Origin of the sequence: Pseudochrobactrum kiredjianiae (assembly GCF_030362795.1) — a bacterium.
GTDB classification, from domain to species: domain Bacteria; phylum Pseudomonadota; class Alphaproteobacteria; order Rhizobiales; family Rhizobiaceae; genus Pseudochrobactrum; species Pseudochrobactrum kiredjianiae.
This window is the reverse complement of the sequence record NZ_JAUCBM010000001.1, coordinates 19,295-36,305: the sequence shown is the minus strand read 5'-3', so window position 1 is coordinate 36,305 and position 17,011 is coordinate 19,295. Positions and strand designations below refer to the sequence as shown.

The 17,011-nt window shown below is 51.0% G+C and carries 17 protein-coding genes and 2 tRNA genes; 11 read left to right on the top strand and 8 right to left on the bottom strand.

The genetic code is table 11. The annotated features are described in order from the left end of the window. Window positions 1–4 precede the first annotated feature (4 nt). From QUF18_RS00190 to irrA, 4 genes are all read right to left on the bottom strand, one after another. Entirely contained in the window at window positions 5–937 is a 933-nt protein-coding gene (locus QUF18_RS00190) for a carbohydrate ABC transporter permease (RefSeq protein WP_374806455.1), read from the bottom strand. Continuing rightward, complete coding sequence (locus QUF18_RS00185; RefSeq protein ID WP_289384211.1) at window positions 930–2,111, bottom strand: ABC transporter ATP-binding protein; 1,182 nt, start codon at window positions 2,109–2,111, stop codon at window positions 930–932. Before QUF18_RS00185 ends, QUF18_RS00190 begins: the two co-directional genes overlap by 8 nt. Next, window positions 2,111–2,959 (bottom strand): metallophosphoesterase family protein, encoded by an 849-nt coding sequence (locus QUF18_RS00180; protein WP_289384210.1) that lies wholly within the window; start codon window positions 2,957–2,959, stop codon window positions 2,111–2,113. Before QUF18_RS00180 ends, QUF18_RS00185 begins: the two co-directional genes overlap by 1 nt. Before the next feature lie 135 nt (window positions 2,960–3,094). Beyond that, a complete protein-coding gene (gene irrA, locus QUF18_RS00175) occupies window positions 3,095–3,574 on the bottom strand; it encodes an iron response transcriptional regulator IrrA (RefSeq protein ID WP_289384208.1) in 480 nt (159 codons plus the stop codon). A 144-nt stretch (window positions 3,575–3,718) separates the two neighbouring features. Here irrA and QUF18_RS00170 point away from each other — a divergent pair, with 144 nt between their 5' ends. Genes QUF18_RS00170 through QUF18_RS00155 form a run of 4 tightly spaced genes read left to right on the top strand, consistent with a single transcriptional unit; the run spans window position 3,719 to window position 7,240 of the window. After that, the gene (locus QUF18_RS00170) at window positions 3,719–4,639 is read left to right on the top strand and encodes a metal ABC transporter substrate-binding protein (protein WP_289384207.1); all 921 of its coding nucleotides are present in this window, start codon (window positions 3,719–3,721) and stop codon (window positions 4,637–4,639) included. Continuing rightward, window positions 4,639–5,532 carry a manganese/iron ABC transporter ATP-binding protein gene (locus QUF18_RS00165; RefSeq protein WP_289384206.1) on the top strand — a complete coding sequence of 298 codons (894 nt, stop codon included), beginning with the start codon at window positions 4,639–4,641 and terminating at the stop codon, window positions 5,530–5,532. The genes QUF18_RS00170 and QUF18_RS00165 overlap by 1 nt, the downstream gene beginning before the upstream one ends. Further along, window positions 5,532–6,395, top strand: coding sequence for a metal ABC transporter permease (locus tag QUF18_RS00160; protein ID WP_289384205.1), 864 nt, complete (start codon window positions 5,532–5,534; stop codon window positions 6,393–6,395). Before QUF18_RS00165 ends, QUF18_RS00160 begins: the two co-directional genes overlap by 1 nt. After that, window positions 6,392–7,240, top strand: coding sequence for a metal ABC transporter permease (locus QUF18_RS00155; protein ID WP_289384204.1), 849 nt, complete (start codon window positions 6,392–6,394; stop codon window positions 7,238–7,240). The genes QUF18_RS00160 and QUF18_RS00155 overlap by 4 nt, the downstream gene beginning before the upstream one ends. 149 nt (window positions 7,241–7,389) lie before the next feature. On the opposite strand, the gene QUF18_RS00150 is transcribed toward QUF18_RS00155, so the two are convergent. Together QUF18_RS00150 and QUF18_RS00145 are read right to left on the bottom strand one after the other, a co-directional pair. Next, window positions 7,390–7,464 (bottom strand) — tRNA-Gly (locus QUF18_RS00150). Window positions 7,465–7,667: 203 nt separating this feature from the next. Next, window positions 7,668–7,742: transfer RNA gene (locus QUF18_RS00145), tRNA-Gly, on the bottom strand. 285 nt (window positions 7,743–8,027) lie between these two features. Here QUF18_RS00145 and QUF18_RS00140 point away from each other — a divergent pair. The 5 genes from QUF18_RS00140 to leuB all read left to right on the top strand — a co-directional run bounded on the left by QUF18_RS00140 (window position 8,028) and on the right by leuB (window position 12,216). Continuing rightward, window positions 8,028–8,543 carry a prolyl-tRNA synthetase associated domain-containing protein gene (locus QUF18_RS00140; protein ID WP_289384203.1) on the top strand — a complete coding sequence of 172 codons (516 nt, stop codon included), beginning with the start codon at window positions 8,028–8,030 and terminating at the stop codon, window positions 8,541–8,543. Window positions 8,544–8,694: 151 nt separating this feature from the next. After that, entirely contained in the window at window positions 8,695–9,816 is a 1,122-nt protein-coding gene (gene trxA, locus QUF18_RS00135) for a thioredoxin (protein ID WP_289384202.1), read from the top strand. Between the two features lie 98 nt (window positions 9,817–9,914). Then, entirely contained in the window at window positions 9,915–10,613 is a 699-nt protein-coding gene (locus QUF18_RS00130) for an LON peptidase substrate-binding domain-containing protein (protein ID WP_289384201.1), read from the top strand. A 25-nt stretch (window positions 10,614–10,638) separates the two neighbouring features. Further along, on the top strand, window positions 10,639–10,830 hold the full coding sequence (locus tag QUF18_RS00125; protein ID WP_289384199.1) for a Trm112 family protein: 192 nt from the start codon (window positions 10,639–10,641) through the stop codon (window positions 10,828–10,830). 273 nt (window positions 10,831–11,103) lie between these two features. After that, on the top strand, window positions 11,104–12,216 hold the full coding sequence (leuB, locus tag QUF18_RS00120; protein WP_289384197.1) for a 3-isopropylmalate dehydrogenase: 1,113 nt from the start codon (window positions 11,104–11,106) through the stop codon (window positions 12,214–12,216). 78 nt (window positions 12,217–12,294) lie between these two features. On the opposite strand, the gene QUF18_RS00115 is transcribed toward leuB, so the two are convergent. After that, the gene (locus QUF18_RS00115; RefSeq protein ID WP_289384195.1) at window positions 12,295–14,172 is read right to left on the bottom strand and encodes an MFS transporter; all 1,878 of its coding nucleotides are present in this window, start codon (window positions 14,170–14,172) and stop codon (window positions 12,295–12,297) included. A gap of 409 nt (window positions 14,173–14,581) precedes the next feature. On the opposite strand from QUF18_RS00115, the gene QUF18_RS00110 reads away from it, so the two are divergent. Both QUF18_RS00110 and QUF18_RS00105 read left to right on the top strand, forming a co-directional pair. Continuing rightward, entirely contained in the window at window positions 14,582–14,740 is a 159-nt protein-coding gene (locus tag QUF18_RS00110) for a hypothetical protein (RefSeq protein WP_289384192.1), read from the top strand. A 103-nt stretch (window positions 14,741–14,843) separates the two neighbouring features. Continuing rightward, window positions 14,844–15,875 (top strand): aspartate-semialdehyde dehydrogenase, encoded by a 1,032-nt coding sequence (locus QUF18_RS00105; protein ID WP_289384190.1) that lies wholly within the window; start codon window positions 14,844–14,846, stop codon window positions 15,873–15,875. Between the two features lie 157 nt (window positions 15,876–16,032). Here QUF18_RS00105 and QUF18_RS00100 read toward each other — a convergent pair whose 3' ends face one another. After that, window positions 16,033–16,878 (bottom strand): YihY/virulence factor BrkB family protein, encoded by an 846-nt coding sequence (locus QUF18_RS00100; RefSeq protein ID WP_289384187.1) that lies wholly within the window; start codon window positions 16,876–16,878, stop codon window positions 16,033–16,035. Window positions 16,879–17,011: the final 133 nt, after the last annotated feature.

Genomic DNA, 17,011 nt, shown 5'->3' with positions numbered 1-17,011 from the left:
CCTTTTAATAATGCACGCGGCGGTCAAGCACGCGATATTGCAGCAACATCATCACGATCAGCACCATGAGGAAAATGACCGTCATGGCTGAGGCATAGCCGACACGCAGGAACACGAAACCTTCCTGATAGATCGTATGCAGCAGCACTTCGGAGGCCTTGTTCGGCCCGCCTTGTGTGAGGGTTTTGACCGATTCAAAAACTTTGACGGAGTTGATGACGCTGATGGTAAGGACAAAGAGTGTAGTGGGGCCGAGCAGCGGCCAGGTGACTAAGCGGAAACGCTCCCATGCACTTTTGGCGCCGTCCATTTCAGCGGCAGAATACAGCTCTCGGGGAATGGCGGTCAGGCCAGCCAGAAACAGCACCATATTGAAACCGACCGATTGCCAGATGCCGATCATGGCAAGGCTTGGCAGTACGGTGGAGGAACTGCCGAGCCAGTTTGGTCCGTCAATGCCTAACAGGCCGAGCATGGCATTAACCGGCCCCATCGTCGGGTGCAGCAGATATTGCCAGACGGTGGCCATAGCAACGAGCAGCGAGGCGACAGGTAGAAAATAGACAGTGCGGAAAAAAGCTTTGCCGCGCGTTTCACTCTCGATCAGCAAGGCTGCACCTAATCCGAGAAAAACTGAAACCGGTGTAACGATCAGCGTATAAATGGCTGTATTTTGCAGGGAAATGCGGAAGGTACGGTCTTTGAAAAGCTCGATGTAATTTTCCAGACCGATAAATTCGTAATCCGTATAGCCGAGTTCAAAATTGGTGAAGCTGAGATAGAGCACAGCCAGTGTCGGCAGCAGAATAAACAGCAACACCAGTGAGACAGCAGGCGCCATCAGTTTCCATGCCAGCCGTTCTTCACGTTTGCATGCCGCATTGGCTGCTTCACGCGCGGTCATCACCGGAGGGAAGATTTGTGCAATGTCAGACATGGCTGTCTGCCTTGATGCGACTGGTCACTGTATGGTTAAGTTTACGCAGGCGCTGGCCTTCCGTGTCAAACAGCAAGGCTTTATTCGGCTCAAAAGTCAGATGCACCGGCATATCCGGTTGCAGTTCTGCGACTGAAGCAGGTGTGCTGCGGGCGGTGAGCAGTTCCTGAGTGCCCGGAGCATGGAGATAGACCAGTGCTTCGGAGCCGAGAAATTCGATACGCGCCACAGTGGCTGAGATTGTTCGTTCTGCAGGCTTGTCATTGGCACGGCGGATTTGCAAATCCTCAGGGCGGATAGCCACGCTGAGCGCGGAACCGGCGTGAATATCAACCTGATTTAAGATCGGTTTTCCGGCAAAATGAATAATGCCCTGATCGCTGGCACGGGCATTGAGCACGTTGATTTTCGGGCTGCCGATGAAACGGGCAACCTCGATATGACGCGGATTATTATAAATCTCTGCCGGTGTATCGATTTGCAGCAGATGGCCACCAATCATCACAGCAACACGGTCGGCCATACTCAGAGCTTCGGACTGGTCATGGGTTACATACAGACTTGGTACACCGGCGCGGCGATGCAGATCGACAATTTCAGCACGGGTATGCACGCGTAAATTGGCATCGAGGTTGGAGAGCGGCTCATCCATCAGGAAGACCTGCGGCTGGCGTACCATAGCGCGTGCCAGTGCCACGCGCTGGCGCTGGCCGCCGGACATTTGTGCAGGTTTGCGATCCAGCAGATGGTCTATTTTCAGGCTCTGTGCAGTTGTCAGTACCTGCTGCTGAATGGTAGCGCGTTTAGTTACCTGACCCGGCATCCAGTTGCCGATTAGTGGCAGGCGTTCCATTGTGCTCAGATCGCGCATGGCGAGAGGCACGGCAATATTCTCACGCACTGTCAGATGCGGATAGAGTGCATAGGACTGAAATACCATTGCGATATTGCGATCGGAGGGATGGGCGGCGGTGATATTACGCTCACCCAACCAGATATGCCCCTCATCGGCATGTTCCAAACCAGCGGCAATGCGCAGGATGGTGCTTTTGCCGCAACCGGAAGGCCCGACCAGTGCAATGAATTCACCGTCTTCGGCTTCAATCGTCACATCTTTGAGAATGTGCTGATCGCCAAAGGATTTGGAAATATTCTTCAGCGCGAAATGAGCCATTATGCCTGCTCCGTTTCATCCGCATTTGCGATAACGGCAGTATGGCTCGAAGGATAAACTTCATGCACCACATCATCGAGCAGATATGGGCGCAGCTGTGTCAGTTCGGTGATCTCGCTGTGGACTGTATCGCTCAGCGTATGGATAACCGCGCCGACAATGCGCTCACCCGGCAGATCGCGTTCCATCGGGCCGACGATAAAGCCGGAGGAAGGCCCCCAGATCAGGGAAATACCCTGATGATGGCCAGCCCATGCGCGGTGCAGGTGACCACTGGCATATAGGCGGACATTATACGCGTTGAACAGATCGAGAAGGCGTTTGCGGTCTTTCGGTGAAGCGCCCCAGTAACCGCTGTCGCCTTCATCAGGGCTATCTACAAAAAGCGGCTTATGGGCAAAAATGGCTACGGGATTACCATTGGCACCTTTGAGCGCCTCTTCCAGCCATTGAAACTGCTGTTCTTCTTCCGCATGGCCGCTGCCGATCAGCAGGCTGTTCAGCCCGATCAGACGCCAGCCGGACTGGTCATGCAGCCAGCGATCTGGGCCGACGAGATCACGCCAGCGTTCCAGACGTTCATCATTAACCGGCTGGAGAGAGGAGGGCAGATGACCGACATCATGATTACCGGGCACACAGAGCACCGGCATGTTCAGTTCGCCAAGCAGATCAGCACAGAAGGTCAGATCATCGTCAAAATCCGCGCCATCGACAGCCAGATCGCCGGTATGGATGACGAGATCCGGTTGAACCTCTTCCAGCCATTCGACAAGCGGGCGCCAGTTTTTAGTGAAATGGGCTTTGGACGGGCTGAGATGAGTATCGGTAATCTGAACAATCCGCATGGATCTGCTCCTTCACAGAGTTTGAAGAGAAGATGCGGATGTGTATTTCTAACGGGGGACACAGACCGCCACTGCGCGTTCACTACACTGCGTTGGTGACAGACAGACATCAGACCGGTGACACAATTGTAACATTCATAATTGCTTATTTTCCACTTTCTTAAGACTGACCAGAATATCGATTTTGCTAATTGTATAGCCCTCCGGTGCTTGTGGCGCTGGTGAAAGCATGAGCGCGGCACCGCCGATATCAATCATACGATCTTCATCCTCGAAATAAAAATGCTGATGATTACGGGCATTGGTATCAAAGAATGTGCGTTGGCCGCTGACGGATATTTTGCGGATCAGACCGGCCTCAGCAAATTGGTTGAGGGTATTGTAGACGGTCGCCAGCGACATGCTGAAACCACACTGCAGCACGAGCAGATGCAGATCATCGGCCGAAATATGCTGGTGATGTCCGCTGAGCAGAAATTGCCCGAGCATTAGACGTTGTTTGGTCGGGCGCAGGCCGGCTTTCTGCAAAATCGGCCGGATACGGGAGGTATCCTGCTTTTGCATCAGGCGTTGCGACCGCAATTGCGCGCGTAAATTTTCAGGCATTTCCAGCATGGCACGATCCGTTGCTCTAGTTGCGAATGATTTTCACTTGCAAAATTATTACAGACTCTTTACGAGGAGTGCAATTGACAATCATTTGCAACTAGGATTTTCTATTTGCAATAAAAAAATTTGGTATGGATTGAGGAGTTGAAAATGTTCAGTAAACTGAGGCGCGTGCTGCTGGCCGGTATTATTGGTTCGGCTTTTTCTGCCGCGCTTGTCGTAGTGCCTGCTGCGGCTAAGGAAAAATTCAAAGCCGTGACAACTTTCACAGTGATTGCCGATATTGCCCGCAATGTTGCAGGTGATGCCGCGATTGTGGAATCCATCACCAAGCCGGATGCGGAAATTCACGATTATCAGCCGACCCCAGGCGATATTATGAAGGCGCAGGGCGCTCAGCTTATTTTCTGGAACGGCCTCAATCTTGAACGCTGGTTTGAAAAATTCTTCCAGCACCTGAAAGATGTTCCAAGCGTTGTTGTCTCGGATGGTGTTGAACCGATGGGCATTACCGAAGGTCCGTATAGCGGTAAGCCAAATCCCCATGCCTGGATGTCACCATCGGCAGGGATGATCTATGTTGATAATATCCGTGATGCTTTCGTAAAACACGATCCGGAAAACGCGGAAACCTATAAGGCCAATTCGGAAGCCTATAAAGCCAAGCTCAAAGCTCTGATTGACCCGATCAAGGATGAGCTGAAAGATATTCAAGAAGACAAGCGCTGGCTGGTTACCAGTGAAGGTGCCTTCAGCTATCTGGCACGTGATCTCAACCTGAAAGAGCTCTATCTGTGGCCGATCAATGCGGATCAGCAGGGCACGCCGCAGCAGGTTCGTAAAGTGATTGATGCTGTTCGTAAGAACAAGATCAATGTGGTCTTCTCTGAAAGCACGATCTCTCCGGCTCCGGCCAAGCAGGTGGCGTCTGAAACCGGCGCGAATTATGGCGGTGTTCTGTATGTGGATTCACTGTCAGAGCCGGACGGTGCCGTGCCGACCTATCTCGACCTGCTTCGTGTGACGACTGACACGATTGCGAAGGGTCTTAAATCCGGAGATGCGAAATAATGAATGCCCCGCTTAATGTCCGCCCAACGACAGTCCGGTCTCCCGCATCATCCGATGCGGGAGCAGGGCTTATGGTGCGTGGTGCGACAGTAACCTATCGCAATGGTCATACGGCCCTGCGTGATGCCAGCTTTGAAATTCCGACCGGTACAATCACCGCACTGGTGGGGGTGAACGGTTCCGGTAAGTCCACCTTGTTCAAGGCGCTGATGGGCTTTGTGCGGCTGGCAAAAGGCGATATCCGCATTCTCGGGCTTCCTGTTAAGCAGGCACTCAAGAGTAATCTTGTTGCCTATGTGCCGCAGTCGGAAGATGTGGACTGGAATTTTCCGGTTCTCGTTGAAGATGTGGTGATGATGGGGCGCTATGGTCATATGGGCATGATGCGCCGCGCCAAATCTGCGGATTATCAGGCTGTCACAGATGCGTTGGCACGCGTGAACATGACGGAGTATCGCAAGCGCCAGATCGGTGAATTGTCTGGCGGGCAGAAAAAGCGCGTGTTTCTGGCACGGGCGTTAGCGCAGGATAGTCGAGTTATTCTGCTCGATGAGCCGTTTACCGGTGTGGATGTCAAAACCGAAGAAGCGATTATCAAGCTGCTGCGCGATCTGCGTGATGAGGGACGGGTGATGTTTGTCTCGACCCATAATCTCGGCAGTGTACCGGAATTCTGTGACCGTACAGTGCTGCTGAATCGCACGGTTCTGGCTTATGGTGATACAGCAACGATCTTTACGCAGGCAAATCTGGAGAAGACCTTTGGCGGTGTGCTGCGTCATTTCGTGCTCAAGGATGCTGATAAAGACAAGGCGCATCCGGTGAATATTCTGACTGATGATGAGCGGCCGCTGGTGCTCTATCAAGACGGTCACGGCAAAGGAGCAGACTAATGGAACTGCTGCTTGAGCCGTTCTCCTATCAATATATGATCAATGCCATGTGGGTTTCGGCGCTGGTCGGCGGCGTGTGCGCATTCCTGTCCGGCTATCTGATGCTCAAAGGCTGGTCATTGATCGGCGATGCCTTATCGCACTCCATCGTACCGGGTGTGGCGGGCGCTTATATGCTTGGCCTGCCTTTTGCGATTGGTGCTTTTTTCTCCGGTGGCTTAGCTGCGGCTGCGATGTTGTTTCTCAATGAACGTACCAAGCTGAAAGAAGATGCGATTATCGGTCTGATTTTCACGTCTTTCTTCGGTCTCGGCCTGTTTATGGTGTCGCTGAAGCCAACGGCCGTCAGCATTCAGACTATTGTGCTGGGTAATATTCTGGCGATTACACCGGCGGATACGCTGCAACTGGCGATAATCGGCTTTGTATCACTGGCCGTGCTGCTGTTCATCTGGAAAGACCTGATGGTGACCTTCTTCGATGAAAGCCATGCCCGTTCTATCGGCCTGAACCCGACGGTGTTGAAAGTAATTTTTTTCACGCTGCTGTCGGCCTGTACCGTTGCGGCTATGCAGACAGTGGGTGCATTTCTGGTGATCTCGATGGTGGTGACACCGGGTGCGACGGCCTATTTGCTAACAGATCGTTTTCCGCGCTTGCTGATGATCGCTGTGATTATCGGGACTGTTACCAGCTTTAGCGGCGCTTATATCAGCTATTTTCTCGACGGTGCGACCGGCGGTATTATTGTTGTGATGCAAACGCTGATCTTTTTGGCAGCATTTTTCTTCGCACCGAAGCACGGCATGCTGGCAGCAAGACGTCGCGCAGCTGAAGCGATCAGAGCGGAGGTGCAATCATGAGCCTGTTTGAAACTCTGATAATGCCGTTTCGCTTTGAATTTATGGTCAATGCTATGGTCATCGCTATGCTGATCGCGGTACCGGCTGCATTATTATCGTGTTTTCTGGTGCTTAAAGGCTGGTCACTGATGGGGGATGCTGTTTCCCATGCGGTACTGCCGGGTGTGGTGCTGGCCTATATTATTAATATCCCGCTGGCGATTGGTGCATTTGTTGCTGGGATGTTTTGTGCATTGGCAACCGGCTTTCTGAAAGAAAACAGCCGGATCAAACAAGATACCATTATGGGCGTCGTCTTCTCCGGCATGTTTGGTCTTGGATTAGTGATGTATGTGAAGGTGCAGTCTGACGTGCATCTGGATCACATTCTGTTCGGCGATATTCTTGGTATCGGCAAGCAGGATATGATTGAGACAGCAATCATTGCTTTAATTGTCACCACGCTCTTGGTGCTGAAATGGCGCGATTTACTGCTACATGCCTTTGATCCGGCGCAGGCCCGTGCAGTGGGGCTGCCGGTGCGGTTGTTGCACTACGGTTTGCTGGCCATTCTCTCGCTGACCATTGTCGGTGCTTTGAAAGCGGTGGGCATCATTCTGGCGATTGCGATTCTGATTGCGCCGGGGGCTATTGCCTTCCTGCTGACGCGCAATTTCAGTTCCATGCTGATTGTTGCAGTCGTTGTGGCAGTCGCTTCATCGGGACTTGGTGTTTATGCCAGTTTTTTCATCGATAGCGCGCCGGCACCAACTATCGTGTTGCTGATGACCTTGGTGTTTATTGCGGCGTTTATTATTGCGCGCCGTCGTGTTGCCCGCGCAGAGAGACAGGTTTTCTCCTCTTAACTTCATGCTTGAAAACGATTCTCTGCAGGCAAGGCGCCGCGCTTGAAGTGCGGCGCCATATTTTTTGACTATAAATAATTGAAATAAAAGCAGTAATCAGAAAAGCAAAAAGCCGCGCTGTTGCGCGGCTTTTGAAGGCTTAACCAAACTGGAGCGGGCGAAGGGATTCGAACCCTCGACCCCAACCTTGGCAAGGTTGTGCTCTACCCCTGAGCTACACCCGCTCGCGCCAGTTTGTTGGTTAGGCCTGCGCTATATGTCAAAATCCAAAGTGATTTGCAATAGGGAAAATTCAAAATCTGTATTTTTTTTGAAGGCTTTACGACAAATCAGCAATTAGGTTTTGAGGATGTGGCAATTAAGGGAAAATCTGAGCAGAAAAGCAAAAAGCCACGCTGTTGCGTGGCTTTTGAAAGCTTAACCAAACTGGAGCGGGCGAAGGGATTCGAACCCTCGACCCCAACCTTGGCAAGGTTGTGCTCTACCCCTGAGCTACACCCGCTCGCGCCAGTTTGTTGGTTAGGCCTGCGCTATATGGCAAAACCTCAGGTGATTTGCAACAGGGATTTTGCGAAAAACTCAAACAGTTTTGTGTATAATTACAAAAAAGCGCATTACAGGCTGAATTTGTGGATGTTGGAGCTCTGATATATCGGATTGGGCGGGAACAGGGGCATAAATCCTTGTTATGATTCGGATTTAAGCATGTGGTTTTTTCAGGGACTTTGCATTTCGGATGGCAGTTTTATAAGAGTGGTATAGTTTTTCATGGAGGAGAAATAAAATAATGCCGAAAACTGCTGCCGAATTGCATGATTATCTGGCAACACTGGGGATCGAGGTAAAAACAGTGACTCATCCGCCTTTGTTTACCGTTGCTGATTCTCAAAATCTGCGTGGAGAGATCGCGGGCGGGCACACCAAGAATCTTTTTCTCAAAGATAAGAAGGACAATTTCTTTCTGGTAACTGTTGAGGAAGATGCACTTGTTGATCTGAAGACGATTCACACGGTGATTGGCGCATCCAGCAAGGTGTCTTTTGGTAAACCGGAAAAGCTGTTGGAATATCTGGGGCTGATACCGGGATCGGTTTCTGTTTTGGGTGCGATCAATGACAGCGAGCATCAAGTCAGCATTATTCTCGACGAGGCATTGATGCGCCATGAAATTATCAATGCGCATCCGCTGACCAATGAGGCCACAACGTCAATCCGCCGTGACGATTTACTGAAGTTTTTGAAAGCAACCGGACATGATGTGCGTATATTGCCTGTCAGCACTGCAGAAGTTGCTCCCGCTTGAACAGAGCCTTTAGGTTAGGGGTTGAAAGCGCAACGTAAAATGCCGAATTAACATGGCAGAGATATTTTATTCTGCCATAATCATTGTAAGGCACAGACCATGCTGCATTATGATGCCTGTGGTTATGATACGAGCGGATTAAGGGACGAGAATGAACAGCGGTAACAATCCTTATGGCGGTAATCCTTACGGTGCGTCTTATGGCACTGCAGCCGGACAAGGCGCGGGGCAGGGAAACGGCAATACCAGCGTGACCTATAATACGGGCGCAAGCGCACTTGTTGATGATAGGAGCGCAAGCGCACCGGCGGCGAATGCTGTGCAACCAGAGGACAGTTCAGGGACTCTGTCTTCGCTGGCTGGTTTTGGCAGTTCTGAGACCGCTGTTGCCGGATTGATTAAAGAGACTACGACGGCAGATTTTGCTGCTGACGTTATCAGCGAATCCCGTAATCAGCCGGTGCTGGTGGATTTCTGGGCACCTTGGTGCGGCCCGTGCCGTCAATTAACGCCGGTGATCGAAAGCGCTGTGAATGCGGCGCAGGGTACCGTTAAACTCGTGAAGATGAATATTGACGATCATCCGGTGATTGCCGGACAATTGGGTATTCAGTCAATTCCGGCCGTGATTGCTTTCGTCAACGGTCAGCCTGTTGATGGTTTTATGGGTGCTTTGCCGGAAAGCAAGATTAAAGAGTTTATCGATAAGGTTGCCAAAAGCGCCGGTGCGAAAAGTGGCCCGCAGGCTGCAATCGAAGAGGCTTTGGCAGCAGCGCAGGAAATGCAGGAGCATGGCGAGCCGGATCAGGCTGCGCAGATTTACGCTGCTGTTTTGCAAAATGTGCCGGATAATATGGCAGCTCTTGCCGGTCTGGCAGGATGTCTGTTTGATCTGGGTGATCTCGAAAAAGCCCGCGAAGTACTGGCACAAGTGCCGGAGAAACAGAAGGATGATCCGGCAATACGTGCTGTTGAAGCGCGTCTGGCTTTGGCCGAACAGGTTGCCCATCTTGGTAATCCTGCTGAATTGCAGGCACGTTTGAATGCAGATCCGAATGACCATCAGGCGCGCTTTGATCTGGCAATGATTGCCAATGCGCTGGATAAGCGTGATGAGGCTGCCGACGGGTTGCTGGCGATTATGAAAGCAGATCGTACATGGAATGACGACGGCGCACGCAAGCAATTGCTGCAATTTTTTGAGGCTTGGGGCTTTAAAGATCCGGCCACATTGAGCGGACGCCGTAAATTGTCGTCACTGTTATTTGCTTAAAATACAGGGAGCGATCTTTAACCGTAATGGTCGCTCCGTTTTGAATATGAAATGAGGACCGGAATGTGAAGTCCGGCACAGAGCGGTGAGGTGAATTTATGCAGGCGGGCAATGTCCATTATCGAAAAGCGTCAGACTTACCAGAAGTGATTCCGGTGTTTCCGCTAGTGGCCGGCCTGTTATTGCCTCGCGGACAAATGCCGCTGAATATTTTTGAACCGCGCTATTTGGTGATGGTGGATGAAGTTTTAGCCGGTGATCGTGTGATCGGAATTATTCAACCTAAAATCGTCAACGGTGTTGCGGTGGAAGATAAAGAAGGTGCGGCCAAAGGCACGGATAAACCGGAACTGAGTGCTGTCGGCTGTCTTGGACGGATCACGTCTTATACCGAAACCGGCGACGGGCGTGTTCTCATCACAGTACAGGGCATTTGCCGGTTCAGGCTGGAGGAAGAACTGTCTGTGGCGCATCCGTTTCGTATGGCTCGTGTGACACCGTATTTGCAGGATCTGGAAGAAGAGCAGGGCGAGAAAGATGTTGATCGCGAAGCATTGTTGCAGGCTTTTCGGAATTATCTTGAAATCAACGGTCTTGAAGCCGACTGGGAAAGCATTGCTAAAGCGGGCAATGAGACACTGGTCAATGCATTGTCGATGATGTCGCCTTTTGGTGAAGCTGAAAAACAAGCGCTGCTCGAAGCGCCGGATTTGAAAACCCGTGCGGAAACATTGGTGGCAATTACTGAAATTGCGCTGGCTCGCCATGGTGATGATTATGGCTCAGGCTTGCAGTAATATGCGCGGGTAAAGGGTGCTGAATATGTCTACCGAGAGAGGCGACAAGCAAATCGATCCGAAAATGCTGGAATTACTGGTCTGCCCTTTGACCAAAAGCGTGCTGGTCTATGACCGTGAACATAGTGAGCTGATTTCCAAAAAAGCAAAACTGGCCTATCCGGTACGGGAGGGCATTCCGATCCTGCTGGCATCGGAAGCAAGGTCTTTGGATTAAGCGTCTTGCTCCCTGACAGTTTAAATTGTGCTACGGCAAGCTTTTAAAGCTGCGCAGATATTTGTTTTAAGATTATTGCGAAATTTGCAAAAATATGAGTCAAATCTTGCGTTTGACACTTTCCCCTCTTTGAGCTTTTGGGCTATGAATAGCGTGAATTTTTCGCGTGAGCGCTTTGCCTTTGAAACAAGTTGCAGAGGAAGAGTGCTCTGAGTTTAAAGAGGTTCACTTGTGCGGCTGACCGGCAAGTGATCTGAACAAAGGCATGGCATAATGGCGACCAGAAAACTGTTTCTTCTGCCGGGCGACGGCATCGGCCCTGAGTCAATGGCGGAAGTCCGCAAAATCATTACCTATCTGAATGAAGAAAAAGGCCTTGGCTTTGAGACAGATGAAGGTCTTGTCGGCGGCTCTGCCTATGATGCCCATGGTCAGGCAATTTCTGAAGGCGATATGGAAAAAGCATTGGCTGCTGATGCCGTATTGTTTGGTGCCGTTGGCGGCCCTAAATGGGACAGCGTTCCTTATGAAGTGCGTCCGGAAGCAGGCCTCTTGCGCCTGCGTAAAGATCTGTCGCTGTTTGCGAACCTGCGTCCTGCAATTTGCTATCCGGCGCTGGCCGATGCCTCATCGCTGCGCCCTGAAGTTGTTGAAGGTCTCGATATTCTGATCGTTCGCGAGCTGACCGGCGGCGTGTATTTCGGTGAGCCGAAAGAAATCATCGATCTGGGCAATGGCCAGAAGCGCGGTATCGACACACAGGTTTATGAAACCTATGAAATCGAACGTATTGCCGGTGTGGCTTTTGAATTGGCGCGTACACGCGGCAATAAAGTTACCTCGATGGAAAAACGCAACGTGATGAAGTCCGGCGTGTTGTGGAACGAAGTTGTGACCGCAACCCATAAAGCCAAATATGCGGATGTGCAGCTTGAGCATATGCTGGCAGATGCCGGTGGTATGCAGCTGGTACGCTGGCCGAAGCAGTTTGACGTGATTGTCACGGATAACCTGTTCGGCGATATGTTGTCTGATGTTGCAGCTATGCTGACCGGTTCGCTCGGCATGTTGCCATCGGCATCGCTGGGTGCACCGGATGCAACAACAGGCAAGCGCAAAGCGCTGTATGAGCCGGTTCATGGTTCGGCACCGGATATTGCCGGACAGGGCATTGCCAACCCGATTGCAATGATCGCTTCTTTCGCAATGTGCCTGCGTTATTCCTTCAACCTGATTGAGGAAGCTGATCGTCTGGAAGCTGCAATTGCTGCGGTTCTCGATGATGGTATCCGCACCGGCGATATCTGGTCGGAAGGCTCGAATAAAGTCGGCACCGTTGAAATGGGCGACGCAATTCTCGCCAAGTACAAAGGATTGTCTGCTTAAAATTCAGAGCAGCCGATTGATCATAGAAAAACCGCCGGAGCATTGCTGTTCCGGCGGTTTTGTTTTGCGGCAGAGTTTTTACTCTACGTGATTGAGGTCACGATCTTTGGTTTCACGCACAAAGATCAGACCGATAATCAGGGTCATGATTGCAATGATAATCGGGTACCAGAGGCCGTAATAAATATCGCCTTTGGCCGCACTCATCGCAAATACGGTTGCCGGAAGCAGACCACCGAACCAGCCATTACCAATGTGATAAGGCAGGGACATACCGGTATACCGGATGCGGGTCGGGAACATTTCCACCAGAATTGCGGCAATCGGGCCATAGACCATGGTTACATAGATCACCAGAATGGTCAGGATCAGCACTGTCAGCGGCCAGTTTACCTCATCCGGATTAGCAACCATTTTAAAGCTACCTGCATCCGCAATTGTATAAACTTTTTGCTCGCCGATTGTCGCCGCGTCAGCTGCTGTAATAAGTTTGGCAGCGACCATCTGATCGGCTGTCATTGTGGCTGCTTCACCGGCACGAATAGTATCTGCATTCAGTGCCAGTTCCGGATTAGCAGCAACAAATGCATCCAGTTTGGCATCCGGCACTTTGGCAGGATTACGCACCAGAGGGAAACCAGCCTTTTGCAGAGCCAGATTCGTATCATGGATGAAAGCAGGGCCGCGTGTAGCTGCATCAGCACCGGTCGCATCATAGGATGTTATAGTGCTGTCGCCGATCTTGACGCTTGCAGGGGTGCCTGCTGCGCCGGTTTCAACCGTATAAGGTACGGAAGAGCGGGACAGGAAGGCGGTTGCAACGTCGCAGGACGTGGTGAATTTGGCAGTGCCCACCGGATTGAACTGGAAAGTACAATCGCCGGGTGCTGCGGTAATGGTTGCGCTGATCGTGGCTTCTGCACGGGCAAGTGCCGGATTGGCAGCAGTTGTAAGCGCTTTAAACAGCGGGAAATAGGTAAAGATTGCCAGTGCAAGACCAGCCATGATGATTGGTTTGCGGCCAACTTTATCCGACAGCCAACCCCAGAACAGGAAGAATGGTGTGGCAATCAGAAGCGCGATAGCAATCATGATATTGGCTGAAATGCTTTCAACCTTCAGCACGTTTTGCAGGAAGAATAGCGTATAAAACTGTCCCGTATACCAGACCACAGCCTGACCTGCGGTCAGACCAAACAGGGCAATCAGAGCAATCTTGGCATTTTTCCACTGACCAAAGGCTTCTTTCAGGGGCGCTTTGGACTGTTTGCCTTCCTCTTTCATTTTCTTGAAAGCCGGTGATTCACTCATCTGCATACGGATCCAGACGGAAATACCGAGCAGAACAACTGAAATCAGGAACGGGATACGCCAGCCCCAGGCTGCAAATTCTTCAGCGGTCAGTGAGTTCTGAATGAGAAGAATCACAACGAGCGACAGGAAAAGACCGAATGTTGCTGTGGTCTGAATCCATGAGGTGTAGAAACCACGACGGCCATTTGGTGCATGCTCGGCCACGTAAGTGGCAGCGCCGCCATATTCACCACCAAGCGCCAGGCCTTGCAGCATGCGCAGTACAACTAGAATAATTGGTGCGATGATGCCGATAGATGCCGAACCCGGCAAAAGACCAACGAGGAAGGTGGAAAGCCCCATCACTACGATGGTCACAAGGAATGTATATTTACGGCCGACCAGATCACCGATGCGGCCGAAGAACAGCGCGCCGAACGGGCGGACAAGAAAGCCCGCCGCAAAAGCCAGCAGCGCGAAAATATTACGGGTTGTTTCAGGATATTCACTAAAGAAGGTGGCTCCGATATAAATTGCCAGTGAGCCGTAGAGATAGAAATCATACCATTCAAAGACTGTTCCAAGCGATGAGGCAAAAATAACCTTGCGCTCTTCCTTGGTCATTTTAGGGGCGCGTTCGCGCGCACCGTCAATTGCTGCCATTCTTTTTCCTCCCGGATAAACCCTGTGACTGTTCCCTTATTGTCACCGGGCGTTGATTGTTTTCTGCCTTTCAGTCATTTCAAATATGCTCATTGCCGGCCAAATATGCTCATTGCCAGCTTCGGTCGGTCTGGGCCAGTTTGGCCGGATGTCTGCAATCGTGCGGCTTGTTGCGCCGCTTGGCAAAGCAGTCACAGACAGAATGAACTGAAAACGGGATTTGCGTCAGTATTCTTTAGTATAATAATAGCGAAATATTTTTCGTTGTAGCGCGAGGGGCGCACGAGCGCCGGCATTGCAAATTGAAAAATTGTTATTTTCATAAAAAATATGCGGCTTTCGGGATATAAACGGCAATTGACTCTTGCCAAAATCGCGGTACAAGCAACGGTGAATTAGGAGACATTGCGTGGAATCCCTCGCTTCACTATTAGTTTTGCCAGCATTTTCCGGAAACATTTCCGGCGGCGAAGCTATGGTCTTATCTTCTCCTGCGTTCGATATTACCAAAACGGCCATGATTGCCCTGAAGACAATCACCTCGAAAACGACCACCAAAACGGTCTGATCCCTTGGCCTGCTCACCCTCTCCCGGGTTAGGTCCGGGGTGGAGAACCTGCGTGGCCAACGGGTTTTCTGGTGTGAAAGCGGAGAGGGACAGGAGATTTCATATGGGTTTCAAAGTTGCTATTGTCGGTGCCACAGGTAATGTGGGCCGTGAAATGCTCAATATTCTTGAAGAGCGTGGTTTTCCAGCCTCTGAGGTGGTGGCGCTTGCGTCCCGTCGCAGCCTCAATACTGAAGTGTCTTATGGCGATAAAACCTTGAAAACCAAGGTTCTCGACACCTATGATTTTTCTGATGTCGATATTTGCCTGATGTCTGCCGGTGGTTCGGTTTCAAAAGAATGGTCGCCGAAAATCGCTGCACAGGGTTGTGTTGTTATCGATAACTCCTCCGCATGGCGCTATGACTCGGATGTGCCGCTGATCGTTCCGGAAGTAAACCCTGAAGCAATCGACGGTTTCCGCAAGCGCAATATCATTGCTAATCCGAATTGCTCGACAGCGCAGCTCGTTGTTGCTCTGAAGCCTTTGCATGATGCGGCCACCATCAAGCGTATCGTTGTTGCGACCTACCAGTCGGTTTCCGGCGCCGGTAAAGAAGGCATGGACGAATTGTTCCAGCAGTCACGTGCGGTTTTTGTTGCTGATCCTGTCTCTGCTCAGAAATTCACCAAGCGTATTGCCTTCAACGTCATTCCGCATATCGATGATTTCATGGAAGACGGTTCCACCAAAGAAGAGTGGAAAGTTATGGCTGAAACGAAGAAGATGCTTGATCCGAAGATCAAGGTTTCTTGCACCGCCGTGCGCGTTCCGGTGTTTATCGGTCACTCTGAAGCTGTGAATATTGAATTCGATAAGCCGATCAGTGCTGATGAAGCCCGTGAAATCCTGCGTGAAGCACCGGGTTGTCAGGTTGTCGATAAGCTTGAAGACGGCGGCTATATCACCCCGTATGAAAGCGCCGGCGAAGATGCGACATTCATTTCGCGCATCCGTGAAGATATCACCCTCGAAAACGGTCTTTCCATGTGGATTGTTGCCGATAACCTGCGCAAAGGTGCAGCTCTGAATACCATTCAGATCGCTGAGTTGTTGCTGGAACGCAACCTGATTAAGCCAAAATCAGCTGCCTGATTTTGAGCGAAGTCTAAAGCGCATTCCGAAAAGTGTGAAGTGGTTTTCGGATTCAAATGCGCGTAAAAACAAAAAGATAGAGTGGTTTCAACGGTTCAATATTAACTGAAACCGCTCTAAACCAAAAGGCGCGGGAAACCGCGCCTTTTTTGTATCCTTATTGCTGTTCGCGATTACGGTACTGCATAATTGCAGCATTAACTTCTGCACCGATAATGAAAATCGCGGCGATAATATAGAGAAACACAATCGCCACCATGATCGAGGCCAGACCGGCATAGGTGGTGACGTAACTGGCAAAACTCTCCAGATAACGTGCAAAAGCGGTGGCACCGGCCAGCCATGCGAGCAATGTCAGCACAATGCCCGGCAGAATATCAACCAGTGAGCGCTTGCCCGCCGGTAGCCAGATATGCACGACAAACAGACCGAAAATCAGGACGGAAAGCGCAATTGCATAGCGCCAGAAGCTGAATGAGACAGACATAGTTTCGAGAGCCGGTACCCATTGTTCGGCTAAGCGAATAGCCAGAGGTGCCAGAATCAGCAGAAAACTGATCGCCATAATGCTGAGGGTCGCCACAATCACGAAGCCCAGACTTTGCGCACGGCAAAACAGAATGGAGCGGGTATCAGTAACGCGATAGGCACGGTTGAGCGCAACGCGCAGTGCCTCAACGCCATTGGAAGCAAAATAGGCGGCGGCGATCACACTGAGGGTCAGGAGGTCACCACGCTGAATGGTCAGAACATTTTGCACTTCACGGGCAATCGGTGCGGCAATTGCAGGCGGCCAGGTGTCAAAAATGACATGCACTGCCGTATCGGCAAAAGCATCAGCACCGAGAAAACTGGCAAGGGCTGTTGCGAAAATCAAAAACGGAAACAGCGCCATTAGGCTGGAAAGGGCGATATGGGATGCAAAAGCCCAGCCGTCATCGGAGATAAAATGGCCGATCGCATCAGTGGCAGTCTGTCTGAGGAAACGGACTATTTTTCGCATAGACAGAAAATTCCTTAAGTTCAGCTTGTTCTATTCGAGCACTTCCAGCAAAAGTGGGAACCGCTCTCAATCTGTTGCGGCGCTGATGTCATGTTTGTGTGGTATAACTGACGATAAGTCAAAAACTCAACGT

Coding starts and splice junctions, on each gene's coding strand:
- QUF18_RS00190 (WP_374806455.1), bottom strand. CDS start 937: ATGTCTGACATTGCACAAATCTTCCCTCCGGTGATGACCGCGCGTGAA.
- QUF18_RS00185 (WP_289384211.1), bottom strand. CDS start 2,111: ATGGCTCATTTCGCGCTGAAGAATATTTCCAAATCCTTTGGCGATCAG.
- QUF18_RS00180 (WP_289384210.1), bottom strand. CDS start 2,959: ATGCGGATTGTTCAGATTACCGATACTCATCTCAGCCCGTCCAAAGCC.
- irrA (WP_289384208.1), bottom strand. CDS start 3,574: ATGCTGGAAATGCCTGAAAATTTACGCGCGCAATTGCGGTCGCAACGC.
- QUF18_RS00170 (WP_289384207.1), top strand. CDS start 3,719: ATGTTCAGTAAACTGAGGCGCGTGCTGCTGGCCGGTATTATTGGTTCG.
- QUF18_RS00165 (WP_289384206.1), top strand. CDS start 4,639: ATGAATGCCCCGCTTAATGTCCGCCCAACGACAGTCCGGTCTCCCGCA.
- QUF18_RS00160 (WP_289384205.1), top strand. CDS start 5,532: ATGGAACTGCTGCTTGAGCCGTTCTCCTATCAATATATGATCAATGCC.
- QUF18_RS00155 (WP_289384204.1), top strand. CDS start 6,392: ATGAGCCTGTTTGAAACTCTGATAATGCCGTTTCGCTTTGAATTTATG.
- QUF18_RS00140 (WP_289384203.1), top strand. CDS start 8,028: ATGCCGAAAACTGCTGCCGAATTGCATGATTATCTGGCAACACTGGGG.
- trxA (WP_289384202.1), top strand. CDS start 8,695: ATGAACAGCGGTAACAATCCTTATGGCGGTAATCCTTACGGTGCGTCT.
- QUF18_RS00130 (WP_289384201.1), top strand. CDS start 9,915: ATGCAGGCGGGCAATGTCCATTATCGAAAAGCGTCAGACTTACCAGAA.
- QUF18_RS00125 (WP_289384199.1), top strand. CDS start 10,639: ATGTCTACCGAGAGAGGCGACAAGCAAATCGATCCGAAAATGCTGGAA.
- leuB (WP_289384197.1), top strand. CDS start 11,104: ATGGCGACCAGAAAACTGTTTCTTCTGCCGGGCGACGGCATCGGCCCT.
- QUF18_RS00115 (WP_289384195.1), bottom strand. CDS start 14,172: ATGGCAGCAATTGACGGTGCGCGCGAACGCGCCCCTAAAATGACCAAG.
- QUF18_RS00105 (WP_289384190.1), top strand. CDS start 14,844: ATGGGTTTCAAAGTTGCTATTGTCGGTGCCACAGGTAATGTGGGCCGT.
- QUF18_RS00100 (WP_289384187.1), bottom strand. CDS start 16,878: ATGCGAAAAATAGTCCGTTTCCTCAGACAGACTGCCACTGATGCGATC.